A 13,152-nucleotide genomic window follows, 5' to 3' on the forward strand; every position below is an offset into this window, starting at 1 on the left:
CTCAGAGCGTGTTGAAGCTGAGCACGCCCGCGCTTGCCATGGAAACTTCATAGGTCGCCTCGCCATTGTAGCTGCCGGAATATTCCAGGCTGGTAATCTGGAACGGCCCCTGCACCGTGCCGAAATCGGGGATCACCACCTGGAACTCGGGAACCTCGCCGTCGAAAAAGACCTGCCGCGCGCGTTCGTCCGTGGTGCCGTCCCGAAACACCCCCGACCCCGAGATCGTGGCCGACCGCACGCCCGCGCCGCCCAGCAGCTCACGCCAGCGCCCTTCGCTTTCGATGCTGGTCACGTCGACCGTCTCGGCGTTGAAGCTGATGCGGGATGCCCGCAGTCCCGCGATGGTCTCGAACAGACCGTCCCCGGTCATGTCCATCTTGATCAGCAGATCGCGCCCGTTCTGCACCGCCATGTCGTTTCTCCTCAACCAAGGTCAATGCGGGCGCGAAAGGTCAGGTCGACCCGCCGCCCCGCGCCGTTTTCCGCCCGGCGCGCCTTGGCGCGCAGGAACCAAAGCCCCGCCAGTCGGCCCCGCGCCAGCCCGATCCGCGCCGTCTCCAGCGCGTCCGACACCGCCACGGCGGCCGCCTTGACCGCACTGAATCCGTTCGCATCGTCCGATCCCGACAGGACCGAGACGACGAAATCATGCTGCGATCCGGCGGCCGTCATGTCGCCCGCGTCGCGGACCTCTTCGGGCCCAAGCGAGACATAGGTGCCCGCCGGCGCCGCCACCGGCATCGCGTCATAGATCGCGTCGCCGACCAGCGCGTGCAGGGCGTCGTCCTCGCGCAGCACCTGATAGACTGCCGCTTGCAGCGCGGCCGTCGCGGCATAGCTCATGCCAGGGACTCCTCTTTGGCGATACAGACCAGATAGCGGCCGGGTCGGTCGCTCTCGGCCACGGCTTCGATGCGAAAGCGGCGCTCGGCGGGGCCCGCGCCCAGCCGCAGCCGCTGCTCGGGGCGCGGGCGGCGCGGGTCGCCGGCAGCCGCCGCCCGGACGGTGATCCGCCAGTTGACGACGCTTTGCGCCCCCACCTCGGCGAACCGTTCAGCCCCCGCACCCGACCGCATTTCCGCCCAGATCCGTCCGATCGGCTGCCAGGACAGCGCAAAGCCGCCCATGCCGTCTGCCGCCCGGACCGGAGATTCCAGGACCAGCGGCACAGTCAGACGCGGCAGGTTCATGCCCGGCCGCGCGAAGCACCGCGCCCCCCCAGCACCCGGACCGAGCGCCAGCGCTCGATCAGCGCGCCGACACTGAAGGGCATCGCCGCCTGCGTGCCCTCGAACACCCGGTCCTCGTGATAGCGCGCAGCCACATCAGGACGCCTGCGCCAGATCGGCCGGCACCGAACCCAGGCACGGGCCAACCCGCGGCAAACGTCCGGTCACGAACCCCGCCTCCGGCACCGCCGGCAGGCAGCCGCCCCGGGGCAGCAGCATCGGCCGCTGCATGTCCGGCGCCAGCCGATAGACCCCGGGATCGACCAGCGTAACCTCACCCGCGCCATCGTCCATCTCGACCCGCTCGACGGCATTGACGGGCGCCAGCGGCAGCGGCTGGCCGGCCGGATCGCGCCAGTCCTCCAGCCGCAGCCGGAACTGCCGCGCCAGCAGCACCTTGCCGGTGCGCGCCTCGATCGTGGCGATGGCAGCGCGCAGAAAGCCCGCCAGCGCCAGCGTCTCGGCCTCGTCCTGGGCCATCTCGAAACCCGATCCCAGCCGCAGGTGCTCGCGCAGCCCCGCGACTGGCAACGCCGCCAGCGCCGGCGCCGTCAATTCCACAAGCATCATCTTCGAACCTCCGTTCGCACGGTCGCTGCGTTCCATTCGGACGAAAAAGGGGGCCGCGCGTGTCCGCCCATGCGCGCGCGGACAGCTTTGCCGGTAAAGCGGCACTGGCCGCGCGGCCCCCGCTTCGGCCGTGGATCAGCCGAAGACCATCAGCTTGATGGCGCGGGCGTCGGTGACGCCGCCACCGACGCGCTTGGTGGCATAGAACAGCACATGCGGCTTGGCCGAGAAGGGGTCGCGCAGCACCCGCAGGTCGGGACGCTCGACGATGGTATAGCCCGACTTGAAGTCACCGAACGCGATCGAGGCCGAGCCGTTGGCGATATCGGGCATGTCCTCGCACAGCAGCACCGGATAGCCCAGCAGCTGCGGCGGCTGGCCCATCGCCAGGCTGTCGGCCCACAGGAAGCGGCCGTCCGTGTCGCGCATCTTGCGCACGGCGGCGGCAGTCTTCGAGTTCATGACGAAGGTCGCATTGGCCCGGTATTGCGCGCCCAGCGCATAGACCAGGTCGATCAGCGCGTTCGCCGGGTTGGTCGCCGCGAAATCGCCCGTTGCGCCCGAGGCGATGGTCCCGATCTGCACGTTGGTCGCGGTGGCGTTCGCGGCGCGGGCATGGGTCAGGAACCCCTTGGGCTTGTTCGTGCCGTCGCCGCTGATGAAGGCGGTCGCTTCGGCGCGGATGAACTTGTCGGCGATCCGGCCGGCCAGCCAGCTTTCGACGTCGAAGGCCGCGTCGTCCAGCAGGCGCTGGCTGGCCTTCGGCATGGCCGACAGCTCGTGGACCGGGATCACCACGCGGGTCACGGTCGCGGTGCCGGTCTCGGCCTGGGCCGCGGCCTCGGTCGCCCAGCCGCTGGCGATGTCGCCCATGTCGACCAGCTTCTCGAGGACGTGGTTCACCTCTGGCTGACAAAGTTTGCCGGCAGCGCGCTGGTGCTGTTCAGCGCCTTCTGCTCCTGCAGCGCCACCGTCGGCGGCCAGGAACCCCCGTCCGAGGTCGAGGTCATGGCCTTGCCCTCCAGCGGCAGCCCGCGCAGCGCGCCGTCGTCGCCGTGGCGCACATAGGCGTCGAACGCCTTCTGGTGCGGCGCGCCCGCATCGGCCTCGACCGACAGAGGGGCGCGAGCGCGGGAAAGGGTCTTGCGGTCCAGCATGGTCATGCGATCTTCCTGTGCTTCCAGTCGTTTCTGAATATCGGAACGGAATGCCTTGAGTTCGCTGACGAACCCCAGCATCTCGGCCCCCAGGTCGCCGGGCATGTCCGCCCCGGCCGCGGCTTTCACCTCGGTCATCGTCCCCTCCATCTGGTGAAATTCACTCGGCGCGCAGCGCCTGCGCCGCGGCCCGGAAGGCCGCCGCCAGTTCCAACGCGCCATCGGACTTGCGCCCGACCTTGGCCTCGGCGAGCATCGGGAAGGTCACCAGCGACACCTCCCACAGCTCGACCTCGGACAGCAGCCGGCGCCCCTTGGCGTCGCGCTCGGCGGAAATCGTGCGATAGCCGATCGACAGCCCGTCGATGGCGCCCGCCGCAATCAGCGCGGCGGCCTCGCGGGCCTGCCCGATCTCGGGCAGCAGCCTGCCCTTGACCCACAGGCCCTTCTCGTCCTCGCGGATCTCGTCCCAGACGCCGATGGGCTTGGCCGGGTCGTGCTGCCACAGCATCCGCACCTTGTCGCCCCGAGCTGCCAGCCGCTTCAGGCTGGCCGCATAGGCGCCCCTCCGGACGATGTCGCCGCCCTGGTCGGTCAGCCCGAACAGGCTCGCATAGCCTTCCAGTTGCGTGCCGTCCGCCACCAGCGCCGAGCCCGGGGCGAACTTCAGTTCCAACCCGTAATCCTTTGAATTCACGTCAGCCTCCTTTCGGGGTAAAGGTCAGGATCGACTGCACCGCTTGGGTCAGGATCACCGCGACGACGCCATAGACCGTCATCCACAACCGCCGCTCCAGCCCCTCGATCAGCGACTCGATCCGCTCCAGCCGCCGCTCGACCTGCCCGAACTGCAGCGCCATGATCCGCTCCTGCGTGTCGAAGCGCTGGTCGTGCCAGCCGAAGGGCTCCTTCACGAAACGCGAGCCCTCCATCTATTCCTCCGCCAGCGGCGGCAGGCCCAGCGCGGCCCGCTTCTCGGCATCGGTCAGAAACAGCGCCTCGCCGATCCGCTTCCACTGCCCGTCGCGCTCCTCGGCCAGGGCGGGCACCTGGTCGGGGTCGGCGCGCAGGTCGATCTCGGCCCCCAGATGCTCGGACAGCCACCAGGCGACGGCGCTCGCGACCCGCGACACCAGCGGCAGCACGGTCAGGCGATAGAACGCCCGGTGCGCCTCGGCGTAATTGGCATAGGTCGCCTCGCCCGGAATGCCCATCAGCATCGGCGGCACGCCGAAGGCCTGGGCGATCTCCCGCGCCGCCGCCAGCTTGGTCTCGTGGAACTCCATGTCGCTGGGGCTGAACCCCATCGGCTTCCAGTCCAGCCCCCCCTCCAGCAGCATCGGCCGCCCGGCGTTCCGCGCGCCCTGGTGATGCATCTCCATCTCGCTCACCAGCCGGTCGTACTGGTCGGACGACAGGCTGCCCTGCCCGTCCGCCCCCTTGTAGACGATGGCGCCGCTCGGCCGGGCCGCGTTGTCCAGCAGCGCCTTGGACCAGCTTGACGCGCTGTTGTGCACATCCACCGCCACCGCCGCCGCCTGCATGGGCGACAGGCCGTAATGGTCGTCCAGCGGGTGGAAGCTCTTGATGTGGCAGATCGGGTCGGGACTGCCCACCATGTCGAAGCGGACCTTGCGCCCGCCGACCGCGTATTCATAGGCCGCGGGCCAGCCATCCGGCCCCGGCACCACCGCCATCCGGTCCGAGCGCAGGACGTGCAATTCCCCCGGCAGCCCCTTGGCGCCCTCGCCCACCGCCTCCAGATAGCCGTTGCCGCTCAGCAGGATCTGGCCGTACAGCGCCTCGAACAGTTCGGCCCGGCCCTGGCCGATGTTGGGCCGCCGCAGCAGGTCCAGCACCGGGTGCGTGTCATAGCGCCGCTCGCGGTCCTGGCACAAAAGCGGCACGGCGGCGGCGGCCTCGGCGATAAGCCGCACGGCGCGGAACCCGACCGGATTGCCGGCAAACCCGGCATTGGTCAGGCTGACCGTGTCGCGCGGCGACCAGACCACCCGCCCCGAGCCCGCCGCCAGCGCCACCACCTTGCCCGCGGCGCTCGCCTTTTTCTCGACTTCGACGGCGGGCGCAGCCGCTCGCCCGAACCAGGGAAATGCCATCGGTCCCTCCTGAAATCCCATTGAAAAAGGGCCGCCAAGGGCGACCCTTAGCGCACCAGCAAACTCTTCCGCTTCGCTTCCGAGATTTGCGTGCGATCTCCCCGGGGCAGAGCCCCAGCCGATGGCGAACCCCGTCGCCGCGTGCCGCGACGAACCGGAAGAGCGCGCCGCCTCTTCCAGACCATCTCCAGCCAACCTCGGCGGTTGGATCGCCCGCCCGTTCCGGCCACGCTCATGCGGCACATCTGGTCCTCCAGGGCGCCAAGGCGGCGCAGGTGATGCACCCGCCCCTGCTCGTACAGCGCCGCGACCGGCTCGGCCCGCAGCCCCTTGCCGCGGCCGGCGCGCAGGGCCCGGAACGGCACCAGCGGGTCGATCTGGCGGATCACGCTCTCGACCAGATCGCCGCCCTGGTTGACCTCGGCCACCAGCCGCTCGGCGCCATGCCGGTCCATCGCGGCAATCGCGGCGCGCGCCCAGTCCGTCGGCCCGCCCCGGACCGTGGCGTCCTCCAGCACATAGGCCCGCCATTCCGTCACCGGCCCCTCGGCCAGAACGCCCGCGACCACGATCCCGCATTCGTCGGACGCCGCACCCGCCGTCACCGCCGGATCGACAGCCACGACCACGCGCGACAGTTTCGGCGCCCGGTCCACCCGGCAGCGCTCGACCATCGCGGTCGTCCACAGTGCGCCTTCGACATCCTCCAGAAGCAGCCCTTCCAGCTCCTGCCGGCCCAGCCGCGTGCCGGCATAGCGGCTTTCGACCTCGGCCAGGAAGCTCTCGGCCAGATAGGCGCGGTTGGCGTCCGTCGGCGCATGGGTGGTGACGGTCGAGGCGTTGCCCAGAATCCGCTTCAGCACCCCCACATTGCGCGGTGTCGTGGTGACGACCTGCTGCGGATGCTCGCCCAGACGCAGCGCGAATTGCAGCATGTCCCAGCTGTCCTCGGCCTTCTTCCACTTGGCCAGTTCGTCGACCCAGGCGGCATCGAACTGCGGCCCGCGCAGGGCCTCGGGCTCGTGCGCCGAATAGACCTGCGCGGTCGCGCCATTGGGCCAGATCAGCCGCCGCCGCCCCGCCTCCCAGACCGGACGCCGGTCCGGGGGCGAACAGGCCAGAATCCCCGACTCGCCAAAGACCATCACGTCCCGCGCCTGGTCGAAGGTCTCGCTGACCAGCGCCACGCGATGCGCGCGGCCCGGCGCATCCGGCGTCGCCCCCTCGACCTGGGACCGCACCCATTCGGACCCGGCGCGGGTCTTGCCCGCGCCGCGCCCGCCCATGATGACCCAGGTCTTCCAGTCGCCCTCGGGCGGCAACTGGTGCGGCAGCGCCCAGAACTCGAACAGCCACGGCAGCGCCGCCAGCGCATTGCTGCTCAACCCCTCCAGGAAGGCGTCAACTTCCTCCGGCTCTGCGCAGGCAAGCCAGGCGGCGCCCGATTTCATCTCGTGCCGCGACAAGGTCGAGTGCGCCTGCACCGACCTGTCCGGCAGCATCCTTGCGTAGCTTGTCAACCTTGCCCCTTTCCTCCAGCACCATCTTGGTCGCTTCCCGCAGAGAGCGCACCAGATTGCCGGACTCTTTCAGATCACCTGCGTCCCCCGCCTCGATCTTTTCCCGCAAGCGGGTCAGATCGGCGGCATAGGACCAGAACAGCCCGTCGGCGATGTCCAGCACGTCCATCTCGGTCGCCTCCTCGGCGACCGACGCGAACGGTCCTTCCGGTGGCTCCTGCCCCGGATCGAAGTTTACTGTCATTCCTGATACGCCTTGCCCTCGTGTGCCTGTCCGCACGAGCGAGACATGAAAAAAGCGGCCTCGGTCCCTCGACCCGGCCGCTTGCCCATCTCTCCCAGCATGGATAAGTTCTACCTTAGGGTGTTCGCACAGTCAACGCAAAACCACTGGTTGCGCAACTCTCTGTTAATTTCCCTTCAGAAACAATGAACTTTGCCACGCAACACCCCAGCGCGCGGCCACGCAACAGGGGCGGCATCGCCCCTGTGATACCCCGAATCTAGTCGCCCTGGACCGGCGACATGGCCTGCCCGCGCTGCCGTTCGATCTCGCGCCAGCGCCGGACGTTCTGGTTGTGCTCCTCCAGCGTGCGGGCAAAGGCGTGCCCGCCGCTGCCATCGGCCACGAAGAACACATAGTCCGAATCGTCCGGGTCCAGCGCCGCCTCGATCGAGGCGCGCCCCGGGTTCGCGATCGGCGTCGGCGGCAGGCCCGCGATCTGATAGGTGTTGTAAGGTGTGCGCCGCCGCAGCTCGGACCCGCGGATGCCGCGATCCAGCACGCCCTTGCCTTGGGTAATGCCATAGATCACGGTCGGGTCCGTCTCCAGCCGCATGCCCTGGCGCAGGCGGTTGACAAAGACGCTGGCGACCAGCCGCCGCTCGTCCGGGACCGCCGTTTCCTTCTCGATTATCGAGGCCATGATCAGCGCCTCCTGCGGCGTCCGATAGGGCAGCCCGGTCTCGCGCGCCTCCCAGGCCTGGGCCAGGAAATTCGCCTGCCGCCGCGCCATTTCGGCCAGCAGCGTGGCGCGGTCCGCGCCCTTCTGCACGTCATAGGTGTCGGGGGCCAGGCTCCCCTCCTCGGGAAGGTCCGCGACCTCGCCGGCCAGGAAGCCGGCCTGCTTCAGCCCCTCGACCACCTGCCAACTGGTGACGCCCTCGGCCACCGCGATGCGAAGCCGCGCATCGGGCCGCGCCTCGGCAGCCTGGATCGGCGCCGGAACCGGCTCGCCGGGGATGTATTTCGCCTGCTCGGCCATCTGACCCGTGGCGGCGTCGGTGTCGCGCAGGATGACCGAGTTCTCGCGCACGCCGATGCGGAACACGATCTCGGTCCCGCAGGTGCTGGGCCCGCCGGCGGTGATCGCGGCGACCACGTCGGCCATGCTCGCGCCCGGCGGCATCAGGTAGGATCCGTATTTCAGGTCGCGCGACTTGCCCGCATAATCGGCGCCCGCGCGAAAGATATAGGCGTTCGACACCACGCCCTGCGCCGCCAGGCTTTCGCTGACCGCGCTCAGGCTTGCGCCCGGCGGCACGCGCACGCAGGATGCGACGGCGCCGGGCCCGGGGGCAGTGTATTGGTGCTTGGCCCAGGCCACCGCCGCCGCCACGGCGATCAGGATGACGATCAGCAGCGTCAGGAAGTTCGACGCGACGTGGCGCCAGATCATTCGGCCGCCCGCCCCATCACCAGGCTTGCGTTGGTGCCGCCAAAGCCGAAGCTGTTGGACAGCACATAATCCACCTTGCGGCGCACGGCAGCATTGGCGGCCAGGTCGATGGGCGTCTCGCGCGACGGATTGTCCAGGTTTATCGTCGGCGGGCAGATCTGGTCGCGGATCGCGAGGATGCAGAAGATCGCCTCGACCGCGCCCGCCGCGCCCAGCAGGTGCCCGATGCTGGACTTGGTCGAGGACATGACCACGTTCCCCGCCGCATTGCCCAGCATCCGCTCGACCGCGCCCAGTTCGATCACGTCGGCCATGGTCGAGGTGCCGTGCGCGTTGATGTAGTCGATATCGGCGGGCGACAGGTTCGCCCGCTTCAAGGCATTGGTCATGCTGCGGAAACCGCCATCGCCATCCTCGCTGGGGGCGGTGATGTGATAGGCGTCGCCCGACATGCCGTAACCCAGCACCTCGGCATAGATCTTGGCGCCGCGCGCCTTGGCGTGCTCGTATTCCTCAAGGATGACGATGCCCGCGCCCTCGCCCATGACGAATCCGTCGCGGTCCTCGTCCCAGGGGCGGCTCGCGGCCTGGGATCGTCCTCGCGCCTGGTCGACAGCGCCTTGCAGGCGTTGAAGCCCGCGACGCCGATCTCGCAGATCGGGCTTTCGGCGCCGCCCGCGACCATCACGTCGGCATCCCCCAGCGCGATCAGCCGCGCCGCGTCGCCGATGGCGTGCGCGCCCGTGGAACAGGCCGTGACGACCGCATGGTTCGGCCCCTTGAAGCCAAACCGGATGCTGACCTGCCCCGACACCAGGTTGATCAGCGCGCCGGGAATGAAGAAGGGCGAGACCCGCTTGGCCCCGCGTTCCTTGATCAGCACGGCCGTGTCGGCGATCGAGGACAGCCCGCCGATGCCCGAGCCGATCATGACGCCGGTGCGCTCGCGCTCATCCTCGTTGGCGGGAACCCAGCCCGAATCCTTGACCGCCTGTTCGGCGGCGGCCATGCCGTACAGGATGAAGTCGTCGACCTTGCGCCGGTCCTTGGGCTCCATCCAGTCGTCGGGATTGAACGTGCCGTTCGTGCCATCGCCCAGCGGCAGTTCGCAGGCGTATTTCGTCGCAACGCCGCTGGTGTCGAACCGCGTGATCGGCCCGGCCCCGGATTCCCCCGCCAAAAGGCGCTTCCAGGTCTCTTCGACCCCCGAGGCCAGCGGCGTAACCATCCCAAGCCCGGTGACGACAACTCTGCGCATAGGCCGCTCCTTAACCCTGACGTAATCCGGCAGGTTCTACACGCCCCCCGGCCCTCGCGCAACGCCAAGCCTGCCGCGCCCGTTCCGGCCCGGGCCTGCCCGGCATCGGGCAGGGGCGCAACAGTCGCGCATCAAAGCGGCGGACCCCCGCTTGCGGCGTTGAACCCGGCCGGAATCCTCCTATTCTGCGGCGGTCCCGCCCCGATCAAAGGACGACCCGGATGACCGACAAGACCCAGGCCAGCGCCGCAGCCGCGGCCGATGCCATCGAAAGCGTGACCGCTGTGGTCCTGCCCGAGCCACCCGCCGCCCCCACCCTGGCCGACGCGCCCCCGCCGGTGGCCGAGGAAATCCGCAAGCGCGTCGCCGAGATCGACATCCGCGACACCGCCTCGATCGTGCATTTCGGCGCCCGCGCGCAGAACGAGTTGCAGGAAATCAGCCAGGCCATGCTGGCGGACGTCAAGAACAAGGACGTCGGCCCCGCCGGCGAGTCGCTGCGCGAGATCGTGACCACGATCCGCGGCTTTTCGGTCAGCGAACTGGACGTGCGCCGCGAACGCAGCCTGTGGGAACGGTTGACCGGCCGGGCCGCGCCCTTTGCCAAGTTCGTGGCCAATTACGAACAGGTCCAGACCCAGATCGACCGCATCACGGCGGACCTGGACGCCCACCAGCACCGGCTGCTGAAGGACATCAAGTCGCTCGACCTGCTGTATGAACGCACCCTGGCCTTTTACGACGAACTGGCGCTTTACATCGCCGCCGGAGAGGAAAAGCTCGCCCAGATCGACCGCGAGGAGGTCCCGGCCAAGGAGGCCGCCGTCGCCGCCGCCGCCGAAGGCGACAAGGTCATGGCCGCGCAGGACCTGCGCGACCTGCGCTCGGCCCGCGACGACCTGGAACGGCGCGTCCACGACCTCAAGCTGACGCGGCAGGTCACGATGCAGTCCCTGCCCTCGATCCGGCTGGTGCAGGAAAACGACAAATCCCTGATCACTAAGATCAATTCGACACTGGTGAACACCGGCCGCTGTGGGAAACGCAGCTTGCGCAGGCCGTCACCATCCGCCGCAGCGCCGAGGCCGCCCGCGCGGTCAAGGAAGCCAACGACCTGACCAACGACCTGCTGCGGCGAACGCCCGCAACCTGCGCGAGGCGAATGCCACCATCCGCACCCAGGTCGAGCGCGGCGTCTTCGACATCGAAAGCGTCAAGGCCGCCAACGCCGAACTGATCGCCACCATCGAGGACAGCCGCGCATCGCCAGCGAAGGCAAGGCACGCCGCGCCGCCGCCGAACAAGACCTGCAGGCGATGGAAACCCAGCTCCGCAACACCCTCGCCTCGACCCGCGCGGGTCAGGACCGGGGCCAGATCCCGAACGCGACCCCGTGACCACGCCCCCTGCCCTTTTCCTGCGCCTTGCCTGCGCCGCGGCCCTTGCGGTGCTGGCGGCCTGCTCGACCGAACCCCGTCCCCGACACCGCGCCGCCAATCCAGGCCGCCGCCCCCCTGCCGCGCCCTGACCGGCCGCCGGTCGATCAGGCCGTGCTGCGCCGCGAACGCGCCGAACGCGCCCGCGCCGCCAATGCGACGGCCGCCCGCGCCGCCGAAACTCCGGCCAGCGCCAACATGCGCAGCTATCTGGCCGAGGTCGAACGCACCCTGGTCGCGCGCGGCAAGCTGCGCACCGACGACGGCAGCGACATCGCCCTGACGCCCGAGCGGCTGACCGAGGATTTCGTCCAGATCGCGCTGCACGACGAATACACCCGCCAGGGCGACAGCCTGGTGTCCCAATCGACCCCGGCGCCGCTGCGCCGCTGGACCCAGCCGGTCGCCATCCGCGTCGAGTTCGGCGATTCCGTCGCCCCCGCCCAGCGCGACCGCGACCGCGCCGAAATCGCCGGCTATGCCGCCCGGCTTCAGGCAGCGACGGGCATTCCGTCGCGCTGACCGGCACCAGCGGCAACTTCATCGTGATGATCCTGTCCGAGGACGAACGCCGCGCCGTCGGGCCGCGCCTGAACGTGCTGGTTCCCGGCATCCCCGCCAGCGACGTGCGCGCGCTCAGCGAACTGTCGCCGCAGAACTATTGCACGGTCTTTGCCTATTCGCGCGGCGCGTCGCCGACCTATGCCCAGGCCGTCGCGCTGATCCGGTCCGAGACCCCGCCCCGCCTGCGCCGGTCCTGCGTGCACGAGGAGCTGGCCCAGGGGCTGGGGCTGGCCAACGACAGCCGGCAGGTCCGCCCGTCGATCTTCAACGACGACGAGGAGTTCGCCTATCTGACCCTGCATGACGAACTTTTGCTGAAGATCCTGTACGATTCGCGCCTGCGCCCCGGCATGACCGAGGCCGAGGCCCGCCCCATCGTCCTGCAGATCGCGCGCGAACTTCTGGCGACCAGCGCTTGACGCCGGCGCCGGGGGCGGCACTATCCTTGGCAGGTAGCGCAAACGTGCGAAAGGCAGGCCCATGTCCCTGTTCGACATCCTCGGCGGCGAGTTCATCGACATCATCGAATGGACCGACGACTCGCGCGACACGATGGTTTACCGCTTTCCGACCGTGGGCCGGGCGATCAAATACGGCGCCAAGCTGACCGTGCGCGAAGGTCAGGCGGCCGTCTTCATCCACGAGGGCCAACTGGCCGACGTGTTCCAGCCCGGTCTTTACATGCTGGAAACCAACAACATGCCGGTGCTGACCCGGCTGCAGCATTGGGACCACGGCTTTCGCAGCCCGTTCAAGTCCGAGATCTATTTCGTCAACACGACGCGCTTCAATGACCTGAAATGGGGCACCAAGAACCCGGTCATCGCGCGCGATCCCGAATTCGGCCCGGTCCGCATCCGCGCCTTCGGCACCTACTCCATGCGCGTGACCGATCCCGGCAGGTTCATGACGGAGATCGTCGGCACCGATGGCGAATTCACCCGCGACGAGATCAGCTTCCAGCTGCGCAACGCATCGTGCAGGAGTTCTCGCGCATGATCGCCGCGTCGGGCATCCCGGTTCTGGACATGGCGGCGAACACCGGCCACTTCGGCCAGTTGGTCGCCAAGGCGATCGGCCCCGGTCGCCGAATACGGCCTGACCATCCCCGTTCTATATCGAGAACATCAGCCTGCCCGACGAGGTCGAAAAGATGCTCGACAAGCGCACCTCGATGGGAATCGTGGGCGATCTGGACCGCTTTGGCCAATATGCCGCGTCCGAGGCGGTGCTGAACGCCTCGAACCAGCCGGGCGGCATGGGCGCGGGGATGGGCGCGGGCATCGGCGCCGGGCTGGGCGCGGGCCTGGGCGCCGCCATGGCGGGACGCAGCGGCCCCGGGGCGCGATCCCGCAGGCAGCGCCGCAACCCGCAGCGCCGCCGCCGGTCCAGCACCGCCGCCGCTTCGGCCCGAAACCCTGTGGCACGTCGCGCTGGACGGCCAGGCGCAGGGGCCCAACGGCCGCGCGGCCATGTCCCGGCTGGCGCAGGACGGGCGGCTTTCGGGCGACACGCTGGTCTGGACGCCGGGACAGGACGGCTGGAAACCGGCCCGCGACATCGCCGAACTGGCCCCGCTTCTCGCCCCCGCGCCGCCCCCGCTTCCGGACGCGGGATAA

General features: G+C 69.3%; 11 protein-coding genes and 5 pseudogenes. 3 read left to right on the forward strand and 13 right to left on the reverse strand.

The window, feature by feature from the left end; genetic code table 11:
* Nucleotide 1: 1 nt before the first annotated feature.
* From DPM13_RS02925 to fabF, 13 genes and pseudogenes are all read right to left on the reverse strand, one after another.
* Complete coding sequence (locus DPM13_RS02925; RefSeq protein WP_028717905.1) at nucleotides 2-415, reverse strand: phage major tail protein, TP901-1 family; 414 nt, start codon at nucleotides 413-415, stop codon at nucleotides 2-4.
* 11 nt (nucleotides 416-426) lie between these two features.
* The gene (locus DPM13_RS02930) at nucleotides 427-846 is read right to left on the reverse strand and encodes a DUF3168 domain-containing protein (protein ID WP_028717906.1); all 420 of its coding nucleotides are present in this window, start codon (nucleotides 844-846) and stop codon (nucleotides 427-429) included.
* A complete protein-coding gene (locus DPM13_RS02935; protein ID WP_112887434.1) occupies nucleotides 843-1,193 on the reverse strand; it encodes a head-tail adaptor protein in 351 nt (116 codons plus the stop codon). Before DPM13_RS02935 ends, DPM13_RS02930 begins: the two co-directional genes overlap by 4 nt.
* Complete coding sequence (locus tag DPM13_RS25655) at nucleotides 1,190-1,327, reverse strand: hypothetical protein (RefSeq protein WP_317616365.1); 138 nt, start codon at nucleotides 1,325-1,327, stop codon at nucleotides 1,190-1,192. Before DPM13_RS25655 ends, DPM13_RS02935 begins: the two co-directional genes overlap by 4 nt.
* 1 nt (nucleotide 1,328) lies before the next feature.
* Nucleotides 1,329-1,802 carry a head-tail connector protein gene (locus DPM13_RS02940; RefSeq protein ID WP_317616366.1) on the reverse strand — a complete coding sequence of 158 codons (474 nt, stop codon included), beginning with the start codon at nucleotides 1,800-1,802 and terminating at the stop codon, nucleotides 1,329-1,331.
* Nucleotides 1,803-1,937: 135 nt separating this feature from the next.
* Nucleotides 1,938-3,097, reverse strand: a pseudogene (locus DPM13_RS26530) (phage major capsid protein).
* A gap of 22 nt (nucleotides 3,098-3,119) precedes the next feature.
* Nucleotides 3,120-3,656 carry an HK97 family phage prohead protease gene (locus DPM13_RS02950; RefSeq protein ID WP_112887435.1) on the reverse strand — a complete coding sequence of 179 codons (537 nt, stop codon included), beginning with the start codon at nucleotides 3,654-3,656 and terminating at the stop codon, nucleotides 3,120-3,122.
* Nucleotide 3,657: 1 nt separating this feature from the next.
* Nucleotides 3,658-3,891, reverse strand: a complete 234-nt coding sequence (locus DPM13_RS02955; RefSeq protein WP_036761751.1) for a GTA head formation protein, RCAP_rcc01685 family — start codon at nucleotides 3,889-3,891, stop codon at nucleotides 3,658-3,660.
* Complete coding sequence (locus DPM13_RS02960) at nucleotides 3,892-5,076, reverse strand: phage portal protein (RefSeq protein ID WP_112887436.1); 1,185 nt, start codon at nucleotides 5,074-5,076, stop codon at nucleotides 3,892-3,894.
* 47 nt (nucleotides 5,077-5,123) lie between these two features.
* Nucleotides 5,124-6,527 carry a DNA-packaging protein gene (locus DPM13_RS02965; RefSeq protein ID WP_223252307.1) on the reverse strand — a complete coding sequence of 468 codons (1,404 nt, stop codon included), beginning with the start codon at nucleotides 6,525-6,527 and terminating at the stop codon, nucleotides 5,124-5,126.
* On the reverse strand, nucleotides 6,478-6,840 hold the full coding sequence (locus DPM13_RS02970) for a permease (RefSeq protein WP_112887437.1): 363 nt from the start codon (nucleotides 6,838-6,840) through the stop codon (nucleotides 6,478-6,480). Before DPM13_RS02970 ends, DPM13_RS02965 begins: the two co-directional genes overlap by 50 nt.
* A gap of 259 nt (nucleotides 6,841-7,099) precedes the next feature.
* On the reverse strand, nucleotides 7,100-8,275 hold the full coding sequence (gene mltG, locus DPM13_RS02975) for an endolytic transglycosylase MltG (RefSeq protein WP_112887438.1): 1,176 nt from the start codon (nucleotides 8,273-8,275) through the stop codon (nucleotides 7,100-7,102).
* Nucleotides 8,272-9,533: pseudogene (gene fabF / locus DPM13_RS02980) on the reverse strand (beta-ketoacyl-ACP synthase II). Before fabF ends, mltG begins: the two are co-directional and overlap by 4 nt.
* A gap of 221 nt (nucleotides 9,534-9,754) precedes the next feature.
* On the opposite strand from fabF, the pseudogene DPM13_RS02985 reads away from it, so the two are divergent.
* From DPM13_RS02985 to DPM13_RS02995, 3 pseudogenes are all read left to right on the forward strand, one after another.
* Nucleotides 9,755-10,930: pseudogene (locus DPM13_RS02985) on the forward strand (toxic anion resistance protein).
* A gap of 237 nt (nucleotides 10,931-11,167) precedes the next feature.
* Nucleotides 11,168-11,952 (forward strand): annotated as a pseudogene (locus DPM13_RS02990) (DUF2927 domain-containing protein).
* A 61-nt stretch (nucleotides 11,953-12,013) separates the two neighbouring features.
* Nucleotides 12,014-13,152, forward strand: a pseudogene (locus DPM13_RS02995) (SPFH domain-containing protein).

The organism is Paracoccus mutanolyticus, assembly GCF_003285265.1.
GTDB lineage: Bacteria > Pseudomonadota > Alphaproteobacteria > Rhodobacterales > Rhodobacteraceae > Paracoccus > Paracoccus yeei.